At 65.8% G+C, this 23936-nt stretch carries 21 protein-coding genes; 6 read left to right on the top strand and 15 right to left on the bottom strand.

The window, feature by feature from the left end:
* Window positions 1-4: 4 nt before the first annotated feature.
* From Q0D45_RS01055 to Q0D45_RS01030, 6 genes are all read right to left on the bottom strand, one after another.
* The gene (locus Q0D45_RS01055; RefSeq protein ID WP_293387395.1) at window positions 5-2326 is read right to left on the bottom strand and encodes a Calx-beta domain-containing protein; all 2322 of its coding nucleotides are present in this window, start codon (window positions 2324-2326) and stop codon (window positions 5-7) included.
* 96 nt (window positions 2327-2422) lie between these two features.
* The gene (locus tag Q0D45_RS01050; RefSeq protein ID WP_293387393.1) at window positions 2423-2893 is read right to left on the bottom strand and encodes a DUF3617 domain-containing protein; all 471 of its coding nucleotides are present in this window, start codon (window positions 2891-2893) and stop codon (window positions 2423-2425) included.
* A 157-nt stretch (window positions 2894-3050) separates the two neighbouring features.
* Window positions 3051-5801: a hypothetical protein gene (locus Q0D45_RS01045; RefSeq protein ID WP_293387391.1), complete on the bottom strand. Its 2751-nt coding sequence runs from the start codon at window positions 5799-5801 to the stop codon at window positions 3051-3053.
* Window positions 5802-5980: 179 nt separating this feature from the next.
* Window positions 5981-7867 carry a tRNA uridine-5-carboxymethylaminomethyl(34) synthesis enzyme MnmG gene (gene mnmG, locus Q0D45_RS01040; RefSeq protein ID WP_293387389.1) on the bottom strand — a complete coding sequence of 629 codons (1887 nt, stop codon included), beginning with the start codon at window positions 7865-7867 and terminating at the stop codon, window positions 5981-5983.
* 65 nt (window positions 7868-7932) lie between these two features.
* On the bottom strand, window positions 7933-8265 hold the full coding sequence (locus Q0D45_RS01035; protein ID WP_293387387.1) for a DUF962 domain-containing protein: 333 nt from the start codon (window positions 8263-8265) through the stop codon (window positions 7933-7935).
* Window positions 8266-8291: 26 nt separating this feature from the next.
* Window positions 8292-9656: an NADH:flavin oxidoreductase/NADH oxidase family protein gene (locus tag Q0D45_RS01030; protein ID WP_293387385.1), complete on the bottom strand. Its 1365-nt coding sequence runs from the start codon at window positions 9654-9656 to the stop codon at window positions 8292-8294.
* A gap of 127 nt (window positions 9657-9783) precedes the next feature.
* On the opposite strand from Q0D45_RS01030, the gene Q0D45_RS01025 reads away from it, so the two are divergent.
* Window positions 9784-12573 (top strand): hypothetical protein, encoded by a 2790-nt coding sequence (locus tag Q0D45_RS01025; protein ID WP_293387383.1) that lies wholly within the window; start codon window positions 9784-9786, stop codon window positions 12571-12573.
* A gap of 9 nt (window positions 12574-12582) precedes the next feature.
* On the opposite strand, the gene mutM is transcribed toward Q0D45_RS01025, so the two are convergent.
* From mutM to Q0D45_RS00980, 9 genes are all read right to left on the bottom strand, one after another.
* On the bottom strand, window positions 12583-13401 hold the full coding sequence (gene mutM / locus Q0D45_RS01020) for a bifunctional DNA-formamidopyrimidine glycosylase/DNA-(apurinic or apyrimidinic site) lyase (protein ID WP_293387381.1): 819 nt from the start codon (window positions 13399-13401) through the stop codon (window positions 12583-12585).
* Window positions 13402-13435: 34 nt separating this feature from the next.
* Window positions 13436-13729, bottom strand: a complete 294-nt coding sequence (locus Q0D45_RS01015; protein ID WP_293387379.1) for a type II toxin-antitoxin system RelE/ParE family toxin — start codon at window positions 13727-13729, stop codon at window positions 13436-13438.
* Window positions 13726-13950 carry an addiction module protein gene (locus Q0D45_RS01010; RefSeq protein WP_293387377.1) on the bottom strand — a complete coding sequence of 75 codons (225 nt, stop codon included), beginning with the start codon at window positions 13948-13950 and terminating at the stop codon, window positions 13726-13728. Before Q0D45_RS01010 ends, Q0D45_RS01015 begins: the two co-directional genes overlap by 4 nt.
* A 125-nt stretch (window positions 13951-14075) precedes the next feature.
* Window positions 14076-14468, bottom strand: coding sequence for a DUF3427 domain-containing protein (locus tag Q0D45_RS01005; protein ID WP_293387375.1), 393 nt, complete (start codon window positions 14466-14468; stop codon window positions 14076-14078).
* A gap of 115 nt (window positions 14469-14583) precedes the next feature.
* Window positions 14584-15489 carry a DUF4340 domain-containing protein gene (locus tag Q0D45_RS01000; protein ID WP_293387373.1) on the bottom strand — a complete coding sequence of 302 codons (906 nt, stop codon included), beginning with the start codon at window positions 15487-15489 and terminating at the stop codon, window positions 14584-14586.
* Between the two features lie 16 nt (window positions 15490-15505).
* A complete protein-coding gene (locus Q0D45_RS00995; RefSeq protein ID WP_293387371.1) occupies window positions 15506-16891 on the bottom strand; it encodes a DUF4350 domain-containing protein in 1386 nt (461 codons plus the stop codon).
* 5 nt (window positions 16892-16896) lie between these two features.
* The gene (locus Q0D45_RS00990; protein ID WP_293387369.1) at window positions 16897-17643 is read right to left on the bottom strand and encodes an ABC transporter permease; all 747 of its coding nucleotides are present in this window, start codon (window positions 17641-17643) and stop codon (window positions 16897-16899) included.
* Window positions 17643-18593 (bottom strand): ABC transporter ATP-binding protein, encoded by a 951-nt coding sequence (locus Q0D45_RS00985; protein ID WP_293387367.1) that lies wholly within the window; start codon window positions 18591-18593, stop codon window positions 17643-17645. The genes Q0D45_RS00990 and Q0D45_RS00985 overlap by 1 nt, the downstream gene beginning before the upstream one ends.
* A gap of 30 nt (window positions 18594-18623) precedes the next feature.
* Window positions 18624-19505, bottom strand: coding sequence for a lysophospholipid acyltransferase family protein (locus Q0D45_RS00980; protein WP_293387365.1), 882 nt, complete (start codon window positions 19503-19505; stop codon window positions 18624-18626).
* A gap of 37 nt (window positions 19506-19542) precedes the next feature.
* Here Q0D45_RS00980 and dtd point away from each other — a divergent pair, with 37 nt between their 5' ends.
* From dtd to Q0D45_RS00955, 5 genes are all read left to right on the top strand, one after another.
* The gene (gene dtd / locus Q0D45_RS00975; protein ID WP_293387364.1) at window positions 19543-19989 is read left to right on the top strand and encodes a D-aminoacyl-tRNA deacylase; all 447 of its coding nucleotides are present in this window, start codon (window positions 19543-19545) and stop codon (window positions 19987-19989) included.
* 24 nt (window positions 19990-20013) lie between these two features.
* Window positions 20014-20193, top strand: a complete 180-nt coding sequence (locus Q0D45_RS00970) for a hypothetical protein (protein ID WP_293387362.1) — start codon at window positions 20014-20016, stop codon at window positions 20191-20193.
* Window positions 20194-20317: 124 nt separating this feature from the next.
* The gene (ttcA, locus tag Q0D45_RS00965) at window positions 20318-21205 is read left to right on the top strand and encodes a tRNA 2-thiocytidine(32) synthetase TtcA (protein ID WP_293387360.1); all 888 of its coding nucleotides are present in this window, start codon (window positions 20318-20320) and stop codon (window positions 21203-21205) included.
* Window positions 21195-22157, top strand: a complete 963-nt coding sequence (locus Q0D45_RS00960) for a TraB/GumN family protein (protein WP_293387358.1) — start codon at window positions 21195-21197, stop codon at window positions 22155-22157. The genes ttcA and Q0D45_RS00960 overlap by 11 nt, the downstream gene beginning before the upstream one ends.
* Complete coding sequence (locus Q0D45_RS00955) at window positions 22135-23922, top strand: autotransporter assembly complex family protein (protein ID WP_293387423.1); 1788 nt, start codon at window positions 22135-22137, stop codon at window positions 23920-23922. The genes Q0D45_RS00960 and Q0D45_RS00955 overlap by 23 nt, the downstream gene beginning before the upstream one ends.
* Window positions 23923-23936 lie beyond the last annotated feature (14 nt).

Raw genomic sequence — 23936 nt, 5'->3', positions numbered from 1 at the left:
TGGCTTATCTTCCGAACTGGAATTCGAGCTGGCCGTAGACCTGGGTGACGGCGCCCTGGCCGATCGGATCGTAGAACTGGCTGCCGAATCCGAGAGTCAGGTTCGAGGCCAGGTTCAAACTCAGACCAAGGCCGCCCGTCAACGCCGGCAGATGCTCGCGATCGATCGCGAGCACGGTGCCGTCGGCGTTGTGCAGCGTCCGCTTCTCAGCCAGATAGGCCGCACCGAGCCGGGTTTCCAGTGCCAGCCCCGGAAACAGCAGCAGCACGCCGTGCCAAGCGGCGGCAGCGCCCCGGCCGGAACGCGGTGCCAGCTTCACGGCATCATCGGCCAGCCGCTGCTGATCGGCCTCGTTACTGTCGATCCCGATGTGGAAGCGGCCCAAGTCGTAATAGCTGATCTCCAGCCCCAGCGCCTGACTGAACTGATAGCCGCCATAGAACGAAAAGCCGGTGGTTTGATGTTCGACGTCGACCGTCGCGACATGACCTTCGGCGCTCAGTTCGCGGCTGAAATCCTCGTTTCTGCGGGTCGAGAAACTAGCGCCGATGCGACCACCGGCAAACCAGCCGGTAGTGCTGTCGGCAACTGCGGGCAGCGGCAGCGCGGCGGCGACAATCGCCAGACCCGTCGTGCCGGCGACGATCGCCAGGCCCGAGCGCAGCCCGCGACGACGCCGCAGCCAGCCGGCCACCGACAGCAGCAGCAGCAAGGCAGGCGAACCGGCACCGCCGGAGTGGCCGCGCAGCTGGCCCCCGGTCGGCGATGGGTTCGGCGGCGGTGGTGGTGGCGGCACCACTTCCTGATCGTTGTCGACGATGGTCACGGTGGCCGTAGCCGGCGCGCCGAGCGTGCAGGTGGTCTCGCCGAGGAACAGCCCGACGCTGAGGGTTTCGTTACCTTCAACGGCGGTGTCATCGCTGATCGGCAGGCTCACGGTCTTGGCGGCCGTGTCGCCATCGGCGAAGACCACCGAAACATCGACCGCCGCATAGTCGCTGCCAGCCCTGGCGCTGCCATCGCTGGTGCGCAAGCTCAGGCTGCAGGTGCCGGCGCTGCCGCCGCTGCGGGTCACGCTCAGACTCAGGCTGCCGCCGTTCTCGTCGACCGTATAGCTCGCCGCCGACAGCTGTGCGGAACCGGCGCTGACGGGAGCCGCGATGACCGTGTAACCGTGGCTAAGCGTTGCCGTCGGCGATCCCTGGCCGTTGCCCTGCACGGCAGTGACATCGCGCGCACCAACGGCGGCGTCGGCAGCAATGCTCAGACTGGCGGTCGCCGTGGTCGGACTGACGATGACCAGATTGCCGACGCTGATGCCGGCGCCGAAGCCGAACGTGGTGCCGGCCTGAAAGCCGATACCGGTGATCGTGACATTGACCGCCTGCCCGGCCTGGCCGCTGTCTGCAGCGACCTGGGTGACATTGAACTGGGCAATCGACGGAATCGTGCCGAACGAGGTCACCGCCTGGATCGACACATTGCTGCCGGCCGGGATCGTGCGGTTCCATTGCAGTCCGGCACCGTTGTCCTGGCAACCGGTGTTGATCGCGCTGTCGAGGGCCGCGTTGCCGATCTGGCTCCAGACGTTGCTGTAAGCCGTGGCGCTGAAGGCATCGGCCGGCGTTTGCGGAATCAGCAGAATGAAGTACAGCGGTGTCTCGCCGCAGTCGCTGCCACCCGGAGAGCCGGAGTTCGGCTCGCGATACGGGATACCACTATCGCTGTTGGCCAGATAGATATCGGCGGCCAGGAAGATGCGCACGGTCTGACTGGCCGTACCGTTGTTGGCGACGGTCAGCAGCTTGGTGAAGTAGTTCTGGCCGTTGACGTAGCTGACCCGCATGGTTTCGCGCATGCCGCTGTCGCCGAGATCGTTGACCGTGGTCACCAGGTAGGGATCGGTGGTGGTGCCGCTGCCACTGACCGGGCTGATCGAAACCGGCGTGTAACCGGTATAGGTTCCGAGGCTGTTGGTGGCGCTGCCGTCGACGTGCTCGTTGAAGCGCGGCGCATAGAGCGTGGTGCCGTCGTCGACGAACCAGCCCATGTCGGCCGGGCCCGATGAATCGCTCGGAAAGATCTGGCCGATACCGGGGTTGTCGGCATTGAGAATCTGGAACGAGGTATCGGAGCCGATCCTGATCGTCAGCGGCGTGCCGCTGATGGTGGCCATGGTCGGTGCGGCGTTCGCTTCGACGCCGGTCGGGTCGCTGCTAGCCTGCCCTTTCCGGGCATGGGTGGGAACCGAGGTGTTGATGGCCAGTGCAGCTCCCAGCGGTACCACGCAGGCCAGCAAAGCCTGCCAGAACCTGTAGCGTTTCATTGGAATTCTCCTGTTGTCCCCGAGGTACCTGGCGGACCACGAGATCCGTCAGGCGATGCTCTTCGTTGCGCGCAATCAAGCTCGAACGGCGGTGATCTAGTTCGGGCAGGGCCCGAGATATTTGCCGGTCGAGTTCATGGTCATGTCCATCGGCTGGCCGTGGGCCGTGCCGTGCATGTGGAACTGGCTGGTCATGGCATCGCCGCTGTAGGTGGCCTTGCCTTCGCCATCCATCACGCCGCCGTCCTTGCCCGTACAGTGCGTCGCCCACTCGAAGGTGTCGCCGTGGAATTTCTTTTGGGTCATCTCGCAGTCAAGATCCGAGCGGCTGTTGGCCGGGGCTGCCTGGTCCTTCTTCAGGCATTGCTTGGCGGTAAAGCCGCTACCGCCGACACCCGGTAACTTCACTCCAGGCGGCAGCTTCACGCCGGATGGCAGCTCCGGCATCTGGGGCATGCCGGGCATGTCCATCTTGGTGGTGATTTCCCACTGGCCTTCCTTGAAGCCCTCGGCATGGGCGGCAGTGAAGGCGAGAACGGCCGCCAGGAATACGAGTTTGCGAGGCATGAGCGGACTCCGCGGCAAGGGTCGACGCCGGACGGCGCTCGAGACCGGTGCAGCGTTGCTGATGGCAGGTAACGGATCGGTAACGGATCAGCGCCCGTTCGATCCTTGCTTCGATAAATTCATACCAGTGGCTGCGCAATCCTTGCGCTGCGTCACGCTAAAGGCCTCGCAGCTGCTGCAGGCGCCGTCGTAAGGCCAGCACCGGTGGCGACTCGAAGCCGGACAGCACGCGCGACGCACCATCGAGCTGCGGCCGATCGAGCCAGCACCAGAGATCGCAGCCAACCTGCAGCGGGTTCAGGCTGACGTTGCGGTCCCGCACGGTGATGGCTTCGGCACCGAGCCAGAGCCGCAGCCGGTGGATCGCGGTTTTCAGCGCGGCGGCAGCGCGGTCGCCATCGGCCTCCGGCCACAGCCATTCGCCGAGATCACCCTGACTGGCACCATCGCGCTCGGCGACCAGGATCGCCAGCAACTCGCGCAGCTTCATCGGCGGCTTGGTCCGTTCCGGCTCGCCGTCGAACACCTGTACGCTGAGGCCGTTGAGGGCGGCGATCTGCACCGGCATCGGCCAGCCCGGCACGGCTCGACCCGGCGGCGGCACCCGCTTCTCGCGGATCCACTGCTGGGCAACGGCCGGTTGGATGCCGTGCTCCAGCGCATGCGACAGCACCTCGGCCATCATCGGCGTGCGCCAGCCGCAGGTGCTGTGAAAGCCGCCGAGCTGCTTGACCGTCAGTATCCGCTCGACCTGCTTGCTCAAGGCTTCCCGGTCCTTGCGCGCCAGCGCCAGCTCGGCCCCGGCGCAGAAGGCGATGAAGCTGAAGGTCGGATTGTTCGCGGCCTTGGCCAGCGCCAGCTGCTGGCGATAGGCCCATTCGGCGCCGTCGAGATCGCCGCAGTGCACGCGCGCCGGGGCCAGTGCCGACAGCACGATCACCAGATGGAACGACGAACCCATTGCCTCGGCCATCGGCAAGGCGGCTTCAGCATGGGCGAGTGCCGTGCGGGCATCGCCGCGCGACAGGCAGTACCAGCTGCAGAAGAAGTGATGAACCATCACGTCGAGCCGCTTGTGGGTGCGCTCGGTGCGCGCCAGCCGATCCAGATAGCGCTCGGCGCGCGGCCAGTCGCTCTGCGACAGCGCGCAGAAGATGCCCTGGGTCAGCAGGAGGAAATCGCGGACGTGGATGCCGGCTTCCTCGGCCAGCGCCAGGCCGCGATCGACCTTGTCGTAGCAGCGGGCCGGATCGCCGCATTGCCAGTCGACGATCGCGGCATTGCTCCACCAGATCAACCGCGCCAGCGACGACAGGCCGGTACCGGCTTCGGCCGCCGCGTCGAAGCTGTTGTACAGCGCCCGGCCACCGGGAAAATCGCCGGCCCACCAGAGCTTGTAGATCAACAGCTGGCCGGCGGCGGCGATGCGGCTGTCGGCGTCCGGCGCTTGGTCCAAGGCCTGGCTGGTGGCCAGTGCATAGCGCAGCAGGCGGGGATCTTCGGGGCGGCCGTACATCAGCGCGGTCAGCGCATCGGCGGCAGTGCGGAAGGCCCATTCGCCGGGCGGTGCGCCGAGTTCGGCGATCAGCGCTTCGAGCACATCGACCCGCTCCGCCAGCCCCTGCACCGCCCCCCATTGCACGACATAGCTGCCAACCTCGCCGCACCAGGCGCGGCAGGCCAGGCCGGCATCGCGCTGCGCCGCGAACAACAGGCGGCACTCGGCGAACAGCGGCCGTGCCTGCTCGGGTTCCAGCGGCAGCAGCGCTTCGGCCTGCCACAACAGCAGGCTGGCGCGGACGCTGCCGCCGTCGCTTTCGTCAGGCAGCAGCGCCGCGATCCAGCCGAGGATCTGGCGATGCCGGCCGCGCTCCAGCCAGCCCTGACCGCGATGCGCGAGCAGCGTGACGGCCTCGTCGACATCGCCGGCGGCGACCAGCAAATTCATCGCCGTTTCCGGTGCCTCGGCGGCTATCCATCGCGCCAGCTCGCGCCGGGCGGCAGCCAGTTCGGCTGGCGTATCGGTGGCGTTGTTGATGGCGCGCAGGCCGTCGCGCAACAGGTCGTGCATGCGCCAGGCTGCGGCGGCGCCGTATTCGACGAAGTAACGCCGCCGTCCGAGGTCGTCCAGCAACCGCCCGGTCTGCGGCGCCACACGGCCGGCGATCAGCAGCCGGCGCGGAATTTCCGGCAGTTCCGCCAGCCGCCGGAACGCGGCGCGCTGGTCTGCCGGCATCATCAGCAGCAGTTCGTTGGCGAGGTAGTCGCCGACCAGCGCGGCGGCGCCCGGCGGCGGCGGCACGTCGTCGAGTTCCGACGATTGGGAAAGCGCCATGACGTGCGCCATCCAGCCCTGGGCTTGCTGCAGACGCTCGGTCTGCGCCGGGCTCAAGGCGCGGCCGGCCACCTTCTGGGCGATCTCGCTGGCCTCGTCGAGCGACAGCTTCAGATCATCGAACACCGTCAGCCAGCCGGCGACCTGGCCGCGCGCCAGTTGCGGCGGCGGCGGCCGACGGCTGATCAGCAAGAGATGCAGGCCGTCACCGAGCACTTCCCTCGCAGCATCGAGCATCTCGAAGAACAGGCCGGTTTCGCCGATGCGGTGGCAGTCGTCGAACACGATGTTGAGCATGCCGGCACTGGCCAGCGTGCCGAAGAAGCGCCGGGAGAAGCTGCGCAGTTCAGGTTGATGGTCTGGCGACCAGGCCGGCAGCCGGGTACGCAGTTCCGGATCGGCCGAATGGCGCAGGGCATCGAAGACGCCGGCGACATCAACGTCCTCCTCGTCGAGCCGATACCAGACCGGCTGTTCGCCGTCGATCTGCGCCTGGTACAGGGTTTGCGCCGCCAGCGAAGTCTTGCCGGCACCCGGCAGCCCGACCATCCAGACCAGCGGTGCATTGCGCATCCGCAGACGCAGCGCATCGATCAGCCTCAGCCGCGTGACCTGGCCGGCGACACCGGGCAGCGCGAGCTTGAAACTCTGGGCCAGATTCTGGACTTGGGTCGAGGTTTCGACGGCAGTTGCTCCGTGGCTGTCGGAGTCTACTAGCGTCTGTCGGTACTGCCTGCGACCTGCAACACGGTCTAGGCCTGCCGCGTCAGCGCCGCCGTCTTCTTCAGGTGGACCAGCAGCAACGAAATCGCCGCCGGTGTGATGCCGGAAATGCGGCCGGCCTGCGCCACCGTTTCCGGCCGATACGCCGCCAGCTTGCTGCGAACTTCGTTGGACAAGCCGCGCACCGCCGCATAGTCGAGATCGACCGGCAAAGGTGCCTGTTCATAGCGCGCCGCGCGGTTGATCTCGACCTGCTGGCGCTCGATGTAGCCGGCGTACTTGACGCGAATTTCGACCTGTTCGGCGACCGCGTCGTCGATGTCCTCGCGCATCAGCCCGAAACGCTTCAGCGCCGCGATGCTGGCTTCCGGCCGGCGCAGCAGGTCGAGTGCCGAAGCGCCGTTGTCGGCCGACGCCGGACCAAAGGCTTCGACCATCGCCGGCGTGCCGAGCTGCGTCGGCTTCAGCCAGTAAGAAGAGAGCCGCGCGCTTTCGGCGTCGATCGCATCGCGCTTGCGGCTGAACGCTTGCCAACGGGCATCGTCGACCAGATTCATCTCGCGGCCGACTGGCGTCAGCCGCAGATCGGCGTTGTCCTCGCGCAGCAGCAGGCGATGCTCGGCGCGCGAGGTGAACATGCGGTAGGGCTCGGCCGTGCCGCGGGTGATCAGGTCATCGACCAGCACGCCGATGTAGGCCTCATGCCGCGCCGGGCACCACGGCGCTTCCTCGCGTGACTTGCGGGCGGCGTTGATGCCGGCCAGCAGACCCTGCGCCGCCGCTTCTTCGTAACCGGTGGTGCCGTTGATCTGGCCGGCGAAAAACAAGCCGGCGATGAGCTTGGTTTCCAGGCTCATCTGCAGATCGCGCGGATCGAAGTAGTCGTACTCGATCGCGTAACCCGGCCGGGTGATGTGGGCGCGCTCGAAGCCCTTGATCGAGTGCACCAGCGCTTCCTGGATGTCGTACGGCAAGCTCGTGGAGATGCCGTTCGGGTAAACCTCGTGGGTGTTCAGGCCTTCCGGTTCGATGAACACCTGATGCGAAGTCTTGGCCGCGAAGCGATTGACCTTGTCCTCCACACTTGGGCAATAGCGTGGCCCAGTGCCTTCGATGACGCCGGTGAACATCGGGCTGCGATCGAAGCCGCTGCGGATGATCTCGTGGGTGCGCTCGTTGGTATGCGTCATCCAGCACGACACCTGGCGCGGATGCTCGGCCACCGAACCGAGGAACGAGAACACCGGCGTCGGCGTGTCGCCCGGCTGCTCGCTAAGGCCGTCGTAGTTGATCGTCCGGCCATCGATGCGTGGCGGCGTGCCGGTCTTCAGGCGGCCCACGCGCAGCGGCAGTTCGCGCAGACGCGCGGCCAGCGCATTGCTCGGCGCATCGCCCGCGCGGCCGCCCTGATGATTGACCATGCCGACGTGAATCTTGCCGGCGAGGAAAGTGCCGACGGTCAGCACCACGGCGCGCGCGGTGAAGCGCAGGCCGGCGCGGGTGACGACGCCGCGCACCGCTTCGCCTTCAACGATCAGATCATCGACTTCCTGCTGGAACAGCGACAGGTTCGGCTGATTCTCGAGCCGCTCGCGTACCGCGGCGCGGTAGAGCATGCGATCGGCCTGGGCGCGGGTCGCGCGCACCGCCGGGCCTTTCGAAGCATTGAGGATGCGGAACTGGATGCCGGCGCGATCGGCGGCATGCGCCATCGCGCCACCGAGGGCATCGATCTCGCGGACCAGATGGCCCTTGCCGATGCCGCCGATCGCCGGGTTGCAGGACATCTGCCCGAGGGTCTCGATGTTCTGGGTGACCAGCAAGGTGCGGGCGCCACTGCGGGCAGCCGCCAGCGCGGCTTCAGTGCCGGCGTGGCCGCCGCCAATGACGATGACATCGAAATGCTGCTGCGACATGAGACCACCCGAACGAACTGCGCGCCCTGCGCGGGGCGAATTCTACGCCCCGTGTCCGCTCGGGTTCAGAACGGGATGCGCCCGGTCAGCATGTCCTTGAACATCACGAAGTCGCCGGCGAGGCTGTAGAACGGCGCCTTGAAGGTCGCCGGACGGTTCTTCTCGATGAAGAAATGGGCGACCCAGGCGAAGCCGTAGCCGAACAGCGGCATGAACCACAGCGCGGTGTAACGGCCGGTGAGCAGCGCGTAGACGGCCGTCGCGATCACCAGGCTGGTGCCGATGAAGTGAAGCCGTCGGCAGCTGCGGTTCGAGTGCTCGCCGAGGTAGAACGGATAGAACTCGCGGAAGCTCGCGGTGGGTGGATTGGCTGATGCTGCGTCGCTGGTCTTGCTCATTCGCTGCTCTCCTCGCTTGAAAGCGGTCAGGCGGATTTCGCCGCCGCACGCCGGGCGCTGTGCATGCGCCAGGCTTTCTTGTACTCGTCGAACAGGTAGCCGACAAATGCGCCGAACACGCCAAGCTTGAAGTTCGGCTTCAGGCCATCGGCCAGGCGCATCACCTGCAGGTAGTACCAGCCCTGCTGGCCGAAGACGTTGATCAGCCGCAGCATGTGGACCTTGGTGGTCGGCGCGAAGATGCCGGGACCGAGCTGCATGCGCTTCTCGTAGCGCGGCAGCTCGCTGATCGCGCCGCTGAGCAGGCGCTTGGGCAGATCCGGCTCGCCGCACAGCGGCCGGCCAAGGCCGATCAGATCGCAATCGCCACTGGCCAGCGCTTCGTCCATGCCGGCACGGGTGCGGAAACCACCGGTGACCAGCATCGGCATGGTCGCGACCTTGCGGATGGCCGCCGCGTACTCGAGGAAATAGGCCTCGCGCTTGCGCGTGCTGTCCAGCTGTTTGGGGAGCTGCGGCTGCGCTTCGGCCTGATCCGGTGCGCGATAGCCAGCCACATCCTTGGCCTTGCCCTCGTAGCCGAGCAGGCGCGGCTGCTCGTAGCTGCCGCCGGAGACTTCGAGCAGATCGATACCGGCCGCATTCAGCCAATCGACCACCGTCAGGCATTCCTCGTTGCTGAAGCCACCTTTCTGGAAGTCCGCCGAGTTCAGCTTGACGCTGATCGGGAAGTCCGCACCGACCGCCTTGCGCGTCGCCTTGATCGTTTCCAGCAGCATCCGCGCCCGGTTCTCCAGGCTGCCGCCCCAGGCGTCGGTGCGCAGGTTGGTGACGCCGGACAGGAACGACGACAGCAGATAACCGTGCGCACCATGAATCTGCACGCCGGTGAAGCCCGCTTCACGCGCAGTGGCGGCGACGTTGGCATAGCGCTGAATGAAGTCGAGAATCTCAGGCTCGGTGAGCGCGCGCGGCTTCGCGTAGTTGGCCAGCAGCTTCAGCTGCACCGCGCTCGGCGCCAGCGGCTCCATGGTCACGTACATCGGCGACTGCCGGCCGGCATGGCTGATCTGCATCCACAGATGATTGCCGGCGACGGTGCCGGCCTTCGCCCAGGCCTTGAGCCGCTGCATCGTCTCGGCATCCGGCCGCGCCGGGTCGATCGCGACATTGCCCGGCCGCTCCAGCACCCGGCGATCGATCTGCACATTGCCGGTGATCAGCAAGCCCGCGCCGCCTTCGGACCACTGGCGATAGAGCAACTCGTGACGCGAAGTCGGCCGCAGATGTTCATCGGCCACGCCCTCGGTCATCGCGCTCTTGCACAGGCGGTTGGGCAGCACGGCGCCGCAGGGAAGGGTGAGCGTGTCGGCGAGTTGCGGGATGGGCACTTCGAACTCCTGATCAATCGACAATGCTGCGATTTCGGCGGCGGCTGCGAACCGGATCACGAAATCCCGATGCAGCGCGCGAAGACTAGAGGCAAAGTCGGCACTGACGCCACGGCAGGGGAACGTCATGCTCGATCAAGACCAAAAAGCCCAACAAGCAGAAAGCAAGAAACCCAGCGCGGACTGGCAGCGGGTTTATCCGCAGGCGCTGCGCGAACTGGAGCAGACGCGCCAGATCCAGCGCCGTACCAAGGTCAACGCAAGCGGGACTGACGCGCAGAAGATCGAACCGTCTGCGCCCAGCGTCGGTTTCGCACTGTCCGGCGGCGGCATCCGTTCGGCAACGTTCTGCCTCGGCATGTTTCAGGCGCTGGCCAAGCTGCAGCTGATCCGCCGCATCGACTATCTGTCGACGGTCTCCGGCGGCGGTTACTTCGGCAGCTTTCTCGGCCGCTTGTACGCCCGCGACTACGCAAGCCCGGGTGCGGTGGAAACTCTGCTCGATCCATCGCAGGGCACGTTGAAGGTGGAGCGGCAAGACAAGAAACCGCCGGTCACCGTCAATCCGGTGCGCTGGCTGCGCCTCAACGGCCGCTACATGGCGCCGAACGGCGGTGGCGATCTGCTCAGTGCGGGCGCGATCGCGATTCGCAACGCGGTGGCGCTGCATCTGGTGTTCGCCAGCAGCTTGCTGCTGGCCCTGTTGCTGCTGCAATTGCCGGTGATCGCGCTCGAACGATGCGCCACCATCCAGCCGCTGCTGGCCTTGCTGCCGGGCCTCGGCGTCTGGCTGCAAAACAAGCTGTCGCTGCTCGATCCCAGCCCTTATTTCGATCTGCTGCCGCTGATGCTGGCGTTGCTGGTGATCCCGCCCGGCTGGGCTTACTGGCTGATCGAACGCCGCCAGCGGAACGCCTTCCATCCGTTCTGGGGACTGCTGATCGTGCTCGTGATCGGCGTCGCCGGCCTGCTGTTCGGGCTGTTCCGGCCGGACGTGATCGGCGGCAACGCGCGGGCTTTCTTCACGGCGGTGGTCACCCTGCTGGCGATCGCGCTGCTGACCGTGATTGCCGAATGGCGCGCCTCCCGCTGCCAGGATGGCCACGGCAGCACAGAAAGCGAGAACCTGGAGCAGATCACGCCGGAAGCATTGTTCCAGCTCGCCAGTGCCCGCAGCGCGGTCACGGCATCGCTGGCTCGCGCACTCAAATGGACAGCGGTGGTCGCGGTCATCGCGGTGCTCGATACGCTGGGCCTGAGCCTGTATCGCAGCAGCCACACCGAAGGCGGTTTTCCGTTCGGCTGGATCGCCGCCGTGATCGCCGCGCTGGCGCCGATCGCCACGCGCTTCGGCAGCCTGCGCAGCCTGCTGACCTCGGTCGGCGGCAGCAAATCGGCGTGGCGACTACCGATCAACGCCGTCGTCACCGTGGTGGCCATCGCCGCCTGGGCGATCTTGCTGATCGCGCTGTCCTGGCTCGCGCAGGCAATCGGCCACGGCTTCGAGCCGATCACAGTCGGAACCGCGCGCGACTGGCTGCCGACCTTGATCGGCCTCGCCACGCTGGCCACGTTCACGCTGATGTTCAGCCACACCTGGACCTTCCTGAACCGCTCCGCGCACTCGGCCCTGTATGCCGCACGGCTGACCCGCGCCTACCTCGGCGCTTCGAACCCGGAACGTTTCGAAGCCGGCATGCCGTCGTCGGTCACCGAGCCGCTGATCGATGACGACAGCAGCATCCCGGCCTACACCAAGGGGCTGCTCGCCAACGGCGGGCCGCTGCACCTGATCAACGTCACCGTCAACGAAACCTCCAGCACCGACGGCAAGACCGTGCTGCGCGATCGCAAGGGCATCGGCATGGCAGTGGGGCCGTTCGGACTGTCGGCCGGCGCCCAGCATCACGCAGTCCATTTGCAGACCGTGGATGCCGCCGCCGCACACCCCCACTGGGTCGCGAATCTTTCGCCATTGCGGCAAACCCCGAACGCCTATTCGATGTTCGCCAGCCCCTGCGAACCGCAGGCACCGGTCACGCCGGAGCGCATGTCGCTCGGGCAGTGGATCGGCATTTCCGGCGCCGCGTTCTCGACCGGGCTCGGCAGCAACACCGCACTCGGCATGAGCCTGCTGTTCGCGTTCGCCAACGTCCGTCTCGGCTACTGGTGGGACAGCGGCCGGAAGATGAAGCGGAAGCTCGACATCAACGGCCTGTTCAATCTGCTGCTGCCGGTGCAGGGTCATCTGATCGACGAGATCACTGCCAGTTTTCGCGGCCCGGAGCGCCGCCACTGGTATCTGTCCGACGGCGGCCACTTCGAGAACATGGCCGCCTACGAATTGATCCGCCGCCGGCTGCCGCTGATCGTCATCATCGATGCCGAGGCCGATCCGGACTATCGCTTCGAAGGCCTCGCAAACCTGGTCCGCAAGGCACGAATGGATTTCGGCGCCACCATCGAGGTGCTCGATGACTCGGCGCTCGACACACTGGTGAACAAGTCCATTCGGCCACTGTTCGGCAACTTGGACGAGCTACGCCCGCAACCGCCAGACAAGTTTTCGAAGACCCGTGCCGTACTCGCCGAAGTCCGCTACGACGACGATCCGACCTGCCGCTCGCTGATTGTCTACATCAAGCCGACGATGACCGCCGGCGACCCGACCGATGTCCGCGAGTACCACGCCCGCAACGACAGCTTTCCGCAGCAGACCACCGCCGACCAGTTCTTCGACGAGGCGCAGTGGGAGAGCTATCGCAAGCTCGGCGAAGTGATCGGCAGCCAGGTGTTCGCCGCGGTCAGCATTGCCGACGACGACCCCCATTTCGTGCCGGCGCGCCTGCGACCAACCTCGTTCGCGGAAATCGACGCCTGGGCAGTCAAACAGGCCAAGCGGCAGGTCACCAAGTAGAGCCGATGCTCAGCGCTGGCAACCCGGGCACCAGCAACTCGCCCGGTTGCCCAGCCGCAGTCCCTTGATCGTGGTGCCGCACTTCCGGCAAGCGAGACCCTCGCGGCCGTAGACGTACAGGTCCTGCTGGAAGTAGCCGGAGGCACCATCGGCACCGGCGAAGTCGCGCAGCGTCGTGCCACCCTGAAGGATCGCTTCGCTCAGCACCGCGCGAATTTCGGCGGCTAGGCGTGCGTACTCGGCACGGGTGACCCGGCCGGCGGCGCGCGTCGGGCGCATGCCGGCCCGGAACAACGATTCCGCCGCATAGATGTTGCCGGCACCAACCACCACCTGGCCGTCCATGACGAAGCTTTTCACCGCTACCTTCTTGCCGCGCGAACGCTGGTACAGGTAGTCGCCGCTGAAGGCTTCCGAGAACGGCTCGGGACCCAGGGTATCGATCAGCACATGGCCAATCTCGGCTTTCGGCCAGGGCAGCACGGCACCGAAGCGGCGCGGATCGTGATAGCGCAGCAGCCGGCCGTCATCTAGCACCAGATCGACGTGGTCGTGCTTCTTCAACGGATGGCCCGTTTCGAGCACCAGCACCCGGCCGGTCATGCCCAGGTGGACGATGATCCGGTCACCGCCAACGAGTGCGAACACCAGATACTTGCCGCGCCGCGTGACGCCCTCGATCCGCTGCCCCAGCGCATACACCGCGAAATCCGCCGGCACCGGCCAACGCATCCGCGGCTCGCGAACCACGACCTCGGTGATGCGGCGGCCGACGACATACGGCTCGACGCCGCGGCGGACGGTTTCTACTTCGGGGAGTTCGGGCATGGGGGAAGCTTACGGCGTCTGCTGAAGCGTCTGACTAAAGCCTGCCCGACCAGTAACTCGGCCGCCGCCGATGCGCGGCAACGACCAGCACCTCGACGTCCGCACCTGCCTGCCGATACAGGATGTTGTAGGGGAAACCTGGCACTCGATAGCGCCGAATATCAGGAGGAAACTCAACACGATGACGCTGCGGCGCCTCGCAGACCTTGACCATCGCCGCATCAAAGGCCGAGAGATAACGTGCACCGAGTCCTGACTGACGAGCCTCGTAATAGGCCACGTGTTCTAGGTGCTCGACGCGCGCTACCTCATTGAAGAAGTAACTCACTTGAGGAGTGCTTGAGCCTCAAGACGCACGACATCCGCAGGAATGCGCTTGCCGATCCCCTGATCCATTTCGGCAGCCCGGCGCGCTGCTTCCTGAAACCAGAGCTGCTCCGTTTCAGCCTCCGACAAAGCATCAAGACTGGACAGAAGCTCCTCCGCCAGTTCGGCTCGCTCTTGAACCGAGAGGGATAAGGCTTCGCGACGGATGGTTTCGATGTTCATAGGGCAAAGATTAGCACCGGCGGTTGGTACGCTCTAACCATTTCAGAAAAGCGCTGAATGAGCTTGCCCGCTGTAGCTCTGCAGAAGGCGGGATGCGCCTTCGGCTTTCCCGCCCTTGTGGCTCTTCAGCTGACTGCGTACTCAAAGTAACTTGGAGCCTTGGTTCTCCGCTCGAGCCTGATTAGCTTCACCTGGCCGAGATAGTAGAAGTCCATGTGGTGACGCATGCGGTGGAATAAATGGATTTCGTCCCCAGTCGTTTCCGCCGCCGAGATTCGATCTTCTGCGAAGTGGTCATCTGGACCCTCTGTCTTCAGCACGTTCCCTGCGAGGTGATCGGCATATTGCCGGGATGAGCTTTGCTTCTCTTCGGTTATGAAGATGACAATCTTGTTATCACCTTGTGGAGTCACGATTCCCCGGGCAATAGCGTGGAAACTCTTGTAGCCCCACATCGTGGCCAGATCATTACGCGAGTACGCGGTGCCTGGTTTTATAGATTTGAAATTGACGGGCACTGGGACTCCTGGAGTTTGTAAGGCCTAACAAGTCCAATGGGGAAATAGCCGAAAGGCGTATTCCGCCTTCCGTGTGCAATGTATATCGAGGCGCAACCATTCTGGCTACGTCACATCAGGGTGCAGCCGTCGCGGCAGGCGCTGTTGCCAGCTTCAACAAGCCCTCAGCAAACCCCGGATCCAGCTGATAACTCAACGGCAGATCAAGCCGCTGCAGATAGCGGCCACCCGCCTTGTCGATCAAGGCGTAGCGGTACTCGCTGCCATCGGCGAGCCCGATGCGGACATCGGCTTTCGCCGCGGCGCTGCCTTCCACCAGCGGCGGCAAGGTGGCGATCGCCCGTGCGCTGCGCCAGCCGTCGGCGAAGGCTTGCAGCGCGGGCGAGGTCGCGGCTTCGGTGGTCGGTGTTGAGGTCCAGCCGGGGCCGACCTGGCTTTTCGAGACGATCAGTCCCGGCACTTCGATGCGGGTGATGTCCGCCTCGAACGGCAGCAGCGCCTTGTTGGCGAGATCGGTGAATTCGCCGTCGACCAGCTCGGGCGGGAAGTCATTGATCAAGCGGATGTGCGCATCCGGCTTGCCGGGATTCACTTCGACGTAACGGCTCTGCTTCAGCGGTTCGATGTCACCGATGGCGAGCACGGTGCCGTCGAGTTCGATAGTGCTGCGCGGCGGATCGAGGCCGAGCTTGGCGCGCTCGATCTTGCTGGCGTCGATATCGCCATGGGTTTCGGCGCCGAGCAGTTCGGTGATGGTGCCGATCTCGACCAGATCAGCCGGCAGCTTCACTGGCGCGGTCAGCTGCCAGCCGATCGCGGTCTTTTCGAGCTGGATGTCCGGGCTGCCAGCGTTGTGCAGAACGATGCGGCGCACGGCATTGCCATCGATGGCGGTCAGCGGCGGCTTCGGGGCGATCGCGGCGGACAGCTTCGCTTCCTGCTTCGTCTGGTCGACGACGACGAGACTGGCGAGGCCGACGGCAGTGACCGCCAGCAGCAGGTTGACGGTAGCGGTTTTCATGGCGGGTTTCCGGGGGTCACTGGCGGCGGCGAATCAGCCAGCGGCCGATGCCGAAGCCGAGCAGCAACAGCGGAATGATCGCGGTGAAGCCGGCGCCGGCCAGCCAGAACGCCCAGGGCGGCAGGTTCAGGGCGATGTCCGGGGCGCGCGGCACGTCGACGTCGATCAGGGCATCGCGCGACGACAGCCATTGCAGCAGAGCGACCGCGAGGGCCTTGTTGCCGTCGCGCTCCAGCATCAGATCGGACAGGAAATCGCCGTCGCCGAACACGGCGACGCGCTGGTTCCGCTTGGCCTGCTCGCCAGCGGCCGGCAGCTCGCGGCTCATGCTCAGGCCGATGGTCAGCGGGCCGCGGCGGTCGACGTCCTTGTCGAAGGCCACCTCGCCGTCGATGCTGCCGGTCTCCAGCCAGGCGTCGGCCTGGGTCTCGATGATCGGCGCGTAGCGCCAGCCGGCAGCCTTCGGCAACTCGGCTGTGTCGAATTCGAGCGCGCGTGCCAGCGGGAACGAGGTGATCTTCGCGAACTGCCCGGCGGAGGTTCCGGTGATCGGGTTCGGCGGATAGCTGGCGGTCAGGAACACGGCCGGGCTCGGCGAGCCGACGGCGGTGTAGTTGGCGAAGATCACCGTGCCATCGAGCCAATGGATGCCCAGCGCTTGCGCGAGTGGGGCGAGGCCGGCGGGGTAGTCCGGATCGGTCAGCCACAACAGGTTGCCGCCGCGTTCGACGTAAGCGCGGATGGTCGCGATTTCGCCGTCGAGCAAGGCTTGTGTCGAGCTGGCGATGACCAGCGCCGAGGTGTTGTCGGGAATCTTCGGCGTGGTCAACAGGTTCAGCGGCAGCACTTTCAGGCCTTTTTCGCCGAGCGCTTCGGCGAGTAGCGTGAGGTCGTACTGGGTAGCACCTGGCCCCGGCATGATCGAGCGTTCGCCGTGGCCCTGCAGGAACAGCACGTAGCGCTCGCCGGCATCGGCAAGGCGCTGCAGGCTGGCGGCGATTTCGGCTTCGCCGAGTTGCTCCAGCGTCTCGTGGCGACCCTGGTATTCGAGCACCGCAACACCCGGCCTACTGATCTTGTAGCTGCGCGCCTTGATCGGCTCGGCACCGGGATCGATGAACTCCAGCGACAGGTTCTTTTTCACCCGCTGATAGCGCGCCACCAGCGCCTGCACTTCGCCGCGGGATTCGCTGTTCGGGTAATCGAAGACCAGCACGCGGATCGCATCCGGCATCGCCGCCAGCTGGCGGCGGCTGCCTTCGGTCAGCGTGTTGCGATTGCCATAGGTCCAGTCGACCTCGATCTTGTAGCGCGTCGACACCATGGCGGCGAACAGCACCACGAGCACGATCAGCACCGTGTTCAGGCGGCGCTGGAAACGGCGGCTTGCGAGCGTCTTCATGAGCTTCATCCGTTGCGCTCGCTGTCGAGCTGCAGCACGGCCAGCCACAGGAACAGGACCGTGAACAGCAGGTAATAGACGATGTCGACCGAGGAAAAGATGCCGCGCCGCAGGTTCTCGAAGTGGCCGACGATCGCCAGATAGCCGAGCAACTTGCCGATCCAGCCTGGCTGCGAACTCAGCACCTGCATCAACCACAGCATCAGCAGCAGGCCGAAGCTGGCGACGGCCGCAATCGTCGGTTCACGGGTGAGGGTGGAGACGTACAGGCCGGCGGCGCCGAGCGCCATCATCATCAGGCTCAAGCCCAGCAGCCCGGCGGCGATACGGCCGAGATCGAGGTTCGAGCCGACCAGCAGCATCAGCGGCATCGCCGCCAGCAGCAGGGTCGCGGCGGCGATAAATGAAAATAGCCCGAGAAACTTGCCGAGCACGATCTCGATCAGCGACACCGGCGATGCCAGCAGCAAGGTCAGGCTGCCGTTCTTCCGTTCCTCGGCGAACAGCCGCATGGTCAGCAGCGGCATCACCAGCAGCAGGACCAGGGTGGCGAACGAGTACAGGCCGCCGCCGATGTAGTCGGACAGTCCAACCGAGGATTCCGGCCCGCGCGGGTTCTGCGCGTAATCGAGGATCAGCAGCAGGAAGACCACGCCGAGAATGCTCTGCAGCACGGCGAGCACGGTCCACGCGAGTGGCGAGACGAAGATGCGCCGCGCCTCGGCGCGGGCAATGGTCAGTACGAGCGACATCAGGCGGCTTCCTGCAGGGCGTGAGCATCGCCCGTGCTCAGTTCGACGAAGATTTCTTCCAGGGTCCGCCGTTCGGCATGCAGCTCGATCAGGCCCCAGCCGTGGGTGGCGGCCGCTTCGGCGATCGCAGCGCGCGGATCATCGCCTGCGTTGTCGACCGTGATGCGAATCTGGCTGCCGGTCAGGGTTTCGATCTCGCCGACACCGGGCAAGCTCAGCAACACATCGAAGGCCGGCATCCGCAGGAAGCCGGCGATGATCGTCCTGAAGCCTTCGCTGCCTGCCGTGGCAAGCGGCTCGGCGTACACCAGACGGCCGCGGTGAATGATCATCACCCGAGCGCAGACCGCCTGAATCTCCGGAAGGATGTGGCTGGACAGGATCACGCCATGCTCCTGGCCCAGCGTCTTGATCAGGCGACGGATTTCCAGGATCTGGATCGGGTCGAGGCCGACCGTGGGCTCATCGAGGATCACCACCGCCGGGCGATGGATGATCGCCTGGGCGATGCCGACCCGCTGCTGATAGCCCTTCGACAGATTACCGATCAACCGCCGCGACACTTCGCTCAAGCCGCAGGACTGCTTCGCCCGCTGCAGGGCCGCTGCACGTTCGCTGCGGCGCAGGCCATGCAGGCTGGCGCAGTAGCGCAGGTATTCGTCGACGGTCAGCTCCGGATAGACCGGCGGCAGCTCGGGCAGATAGCCCAGGCTCTGCTTGGCGCGTTTCGGATCATCGGCCAGCGACACGCCGTTGATCATCACCGTGCCGGCACTGGGCGCAAGCACGCCGGCGAGCATCTTCATGGTCGTCGACTTGCCAGCGCCGTTCGGGCCGAGCAGGCCGAGGATTTCGCCCTTGCGCAGTGACAGGCTGATGTCGTTGGCGGCGACGTGGCTGCCGTAACGACGGCTCAGGCCGCGTGCTTCGATCAGGAATTCGTGGGCCATGTTTACGGAGTGGTTGGACAGGACACGGTTCTACGGCGAGCGATAGAAATCCGGCTCGCCCGGCGGCCGCCGACGATAGCGCTTGTAGCTCCACCAATACTGCTCCGGGAATGCCCGCACGCAGGTTTCGACCGCGGTGTTCATCACTGCCGGGCCCGTTGCTGGATCGGCGATGTCGGCGGGCGCCGGCCACAGATGGAAGCGGAAGCCGCGCGCCCCGGGCAGACGCTCGGCGACGATCAGCAGCACCGGCGCACGGCTGCGGGCGGCAAGCTTGGTGACCAGATCCATGGTGTTGGCCGGAATGCCGAACATCGGCGTGAACACGGTGCCGGACGATTCCGGCGGATCGTGATCGGGCAGGATGCCGACCATCTCGCCGCGCTTCAGCGCCGCGAGTAGCGCCTTGACACCGGCGCCAGTGGTCGGCACCGGCGTCACCGGCGCGCCACGCGCACGGCCTTCGCGGATCAACGCATCGGCAGCACCCTTCTGCGGCTTGTAGAGCACGGTGATCGGCGCGGCCTGCGCGCAGAAGAAACTGGCCAGCTCCCAGGCGCCCTGATGCGGCGTCAGCAGGATCACGCCTTTGCCTTGTGCTTGGGCGGCGCGGATCGTCGCCAGCGCCGCCGGATCGGCCAGCCAGCGGCGGCGGCGACCGAGCGGCCCGAACCAGATGGCCGGCGCCTCACACACCGCTTTCGCGCTTGCGATCAGGCTGGCGCGGGCGATGCGGCCACGGGCTGCGTCATCGAGCTCCGGCAGGCAACGGGCCAGATGCAGCTCGGTGATCCGCCGGAGTCCGTTCGGCAACCACCACAGCAGCCGGCCCAGCACGCTGCCGAGCAGGTGCAGCACGGCCAGCGGCAGATAGCCGAGCAGGAGGAACAGCGCGCGAAGTACAGTCTGCATCCCGCCATTATTGCCCGACCGCCTCTCCACGCTCTCGATGATCGGACTCCTGCAACGCGTACGCCGCGCCAGCGTCGAGATCGACGGCCGGACGATGGCGCGCATCGAACGCGGCCTGCTGGTGCTGATCGGCATCGAACGCGACGACACCGCCGCCCGTGGCACGCGCCTGCTCGAACGCCTGCTGAGCTATCGCGTGTTCGAGGACGACACCGGCCGGATGAACAAGAGCCTGCGCGATCTCGGCGCCGAACGCGGTGGCCTGCTGCTGGTCTCGCAGTTCACCCTGGCGGCGGATACCCGCTCCGGCACCCGCGCCAGCTTCACACCGGCCGCAGCTCCGGACGAAGCCCGGGCGCTGTACACCGGTCTGGTCAGCGAAGCCCAGAAAATCTGGCCCGGCACCGGCAGCGGCGTATTCGGGGCGGACATGCAGATCAGCCTGGTCAACGATGGGCCGGTGACGTTCTGGCTGGAAGCCTGAAGCGCAACCTCAAGGAGCACACGGATGAACGACAAGCCCGAGCACGATGACGACGATCAGGCCAGCGCCGACGAGCAGGGCCGCACCCCTGTCGATCCCGAGCAACTCGCCTTCCTGACCCGTCACATGGGCCGAGTGATCGGCAACGACGAGTGGGGTGCCGCGCTCGGTCGGCCGAAGGACAAGCCGCCGGGCGGCAGCTGATGGGCGATCCCGGCTTTCGACAAGCCGGCTATCGCTACCGCATCATTCGGTCTCGCCGTTTGCCCAAGTGTTCCGTATGTCTGCCGTAAGCCTTTCCGACCTTGTCGCCGAATCCCCATCGGCCATGACTCCCATTGCGCCGCCGATCGATCGCGATCCGCGCCAGCGCCTGGAGCGCAACAAGCTGGTCAAGCGCCTGCGCCGGCAGATGGGCCAGGCGATCATGGATTACCAGATGATCCGTGACGGCGATCGGGTGATGGTCTGCCTGTCCGGCGGCAAGGACAGCTACACGATGCTCGACGTGCTGCTGATGCTGCGCGATGCGGCACCGGTGAAGTTCGAGATCATCGCGGTCAATCTCGACCAGAAGCAGCCGGGCTTCCCGGAACACGTGCTGCCGGAATACCTGGAAGCGCGTGGCGTGCCGTTCCACATCATCGAGCAGGACACCTATTCGGTGGTCAAGCGCGTGGTGCCGGAAGGCAAGACCATGTGCGGCCTGTGCTCGCGGCTGCGGCGTGGCGCGTTGTATTCGTGGGCGGAGGCGAACGGTTACAACAAGATCGCGCTCGGTCATCACCGCGACGACATCGTCGCCACCTTCTTCCTGAACCTGTTCTTCAACGCCAAGCTGGCAGCGATGCCGCCGAAGCTGAAGAGCGACAACGGCAAGCACATCGTCATCCGGCCACTGGCCTATGTGCGCGAGGCGGACATCATCGAATACGCGCGCATCGCCCAGTACCCGATCATCCCCTGCACCCTGTGCGGCTCGCAGGATCAGCTGCAGCGGGTGCAGGTGCGCAAGCTGATGAGCGACTGGGAAAAGACCCATCCAGGCCGCATCGAGCACATCTTCGCGGCGTTGCAGAACGTGGCGCCCTCCCAGCTCGCCGATGCGAAGACCTTCGATTTCGCCGGCCTGGATGGCGGTCTCGATGGGGCTGCGCTCGGCAACTGGCTGAAATCGGACAGCAGCACGGCCACCGAAGCTGATGATGCTGCTTGAGCCGCGGTATCGCGGCCGCGTGGTGAACGCTGCGCGCGGCTTGCTGCTGGGGCTGTGCGCGCTACTCGCCAGCACGGCAGCCCGCGCCGCGTCCGATGCACCGTTCCTGTGGCAGGTGAAGGGCGCGAAAGCCACCCACTACCTGCTCGGCTCGGTGCATCTGCTGCCGAGTGCGGCGGGGCGCCTGCCGACGGGCATCGTCCAGGCCTATCGCTCGGCCGATGCGCTGGTCTTCGAGTCCGATATCGACGCCTTGCAGGGCCGCAAGCTCAGCGCGCAGCTGCTGGAAGCGGCAACAGCGCCGAACGGCATCGCCGCCGAAGTCGATGTCGGCACCCTGCGCCGGCTGCGCCAGCGGATGCGCACTTTGCGCATGCCGACGGCGCAATGCGAAACCTATCGGCCCTGGTTCTGCGCGCTGTCGCTGGAGCTGTACGCCTACCAGCGCGCCGGTTTCAGCGGCGAGTACGGCCTCGACCGCCGCCTGCACGATGCCGCACTGGCCGATGGCCGGAGCATGGCCTGGTTCGAGGCACCCGAGCGTCATATCGCCCTGTTCACCGACATGGCCAAGCCGCTGTCGACGCAGTTCCTTGATGCCGCGCTGGCCGAAAACGGCCTGAAGGCCGAGGAGCCGGTCGAGATGTATCGCGCCTGGCGCGACAACGACAGCAGCGGCATCGAAGCGCTGATCGCCGAGATGAAGCATGACTATCCGGCGGTCTACGAACATCTGCTGGCCGGCCGCAACCGCGCCTGGCTACCGGAGCTGAAGCGCCGGCTGAAATTGCCGGAGCGGCAGCTGATCGTCGTCGGCGCAGCGCACTGGCTAGGGCCGGATGGCCTGCTCGCCAGCCTGACCGCCGCCGGTTATCAGGTGCGCCCGTATCTGGCGATCGACATCGATCAGAAAGCAGGCCTTGAGCTCGATGCCGTCGTCGCGCGCCGCTAGTCACTGGCTGCTGCGCGGCTGGCTGGCGGGCCTCGTGCTGCTGGCCGCTGCCGCACCGGCGCGCGCCGGTGTCGACGTGCGCGTGCGCGGCCTCGGGCCGGACGAGCGCAACAACGCCTACGCGAAGCTGTCGATCCTCGAATACGCCAAACGCATCGACGCCAACAAGGGGGAATACGACAGCAGCGACGTCGAGCGCCTGTTCAAACAGGGCGAGCGGGAACTCCTCGGTTCTCTGCAGCCGTTCGGCTGGTACAACGCCAAGGTGACGGCCAAGCTCGAAGGCGCGAAGCCGGACTGGGTCGTCGAATACCAGGTCGATGCCGGGCCGGAGACGGCGATCTCGCTGATCGATTTCCAGGTCATCGGCGATGGTGCCGAGGACGAAGCCTTGAAGCTGATCAAGAACCGGCCACGGCCGCTGAAGCTCGGCGAGCGAATCAAGCACGAGGAATACGAGACGCTGAAGACGCGCATCGTGCAGACCGCGTACAGCCTGGGCCTGCTCGACGCCAAGCTGACCCGGCGCGAGCTGAAGATCGACGTGCCGAACAACAGCGCCGAAATCCTGCTGACGCTCGACAGTGGCCGCCGCTACCAGTTCGGCGAGATCAGCATCGAGCAGGAAGGCGGCCTGGCACTGCGCGAGGCTTTCCTGCGCAACTACCTGACCTTCGAACCCGGCGAAAACTACGATCCGGCGAAGGTGCTCAGCACCCAGTTCGCGTTCAGCGATCTCGACTACTTCCAGACCGTCGACATCGAAGGGCTGAAGGACAAGGCCGACGAAGACGGCCGCATCCCGATGGTGATCAACACCACCGAACGCGCGCCGCGCAGCTATCGCTACGGCCTCGGCTACGGCACCGACAGCGGCCCGCGGGCTTCGGTGGGCGCTGATTTCCGCCGCCTCAACAGCCTCGGCCACAAGCTGCGTACCGATCTCCGCGTGTCGCCGCGCATCTCTACCGCAGTGGCCGAATACCGTGTGCCATTCGGCCATCTGCCCAGCGATTCGGTCAGCTTCACCACCCAGGCGCTGACCCAGGATTTCAGCGACATCAAGGAAACCCTGTATCGGGTCGGCACCAGCTACAACCGGCGTGGCAAGACCTGGCAACGGCGCGTCTATCTCGAATACACCTTCGACGAATATTCGATCAAGGAAAGCCCGCGTCAGCGCTCCAAGCTGCTGGTGCCCGGCATTTCGCTCGACCACACCGAGGGCGATGATCCGATCTTCCCGAGACGCGGCTGGTACGCGTTCACCGATCTCCACGGCGGCTCGGACCTGTTGCTGTCCGACACCAATTTCGTGCAGGGCTCGATCAAGCTGCGCGGGGTGCTCGATCTCGCCCGCAGGCTGTTCCTGCGAGTCCGCGTCGATCAGGGCGCGACCTGGGTCGGCAGCTTCAACAACCTGCCGCCGTCGCAGCGCTTCTTCGCCGGTGGTGATGGCAGCGTGCGCGGCTACTCGTACCAGTCGCTCGGCCCGCGAGACGCCAACGGCCGGGTGATCGGCGGCCGCTATCTGACCACCGCGAGTGCCGAACTGGACTGGTACTTCCTGCAGGAATACGGCGTGGCCGCGTTCGTCGATGCCGGCGACGCCAACGACAAGCCGCTGGTCGACCCGAGCGTCGGCGCCGGCCTCGGCTTCCGCTATCGCGCGCCGTTCGGTGCCTTCGCGCTCGATCTCGCCCATCCCTTCGATCCGGGTTCGGCGCCGGTGCGGCTGCACCTCGGCGTGCAGGTGGGCCTGTGAGCACGACCACGCCA

Origin of the sequence: Nevskia sp., from assembly GCF_023266035.1 — a bacterium.
Lineage (GTDB): Bacteria > Pseudomonadota > Gammaproteobacteria > Nevskiales > Nevskiaceae > Nevskia.
The sequence above is the reverse complement of the archived record's forward strand: the minus strand, read 5'-3'. Positions and strand labels throughout refer to the sequence as shown.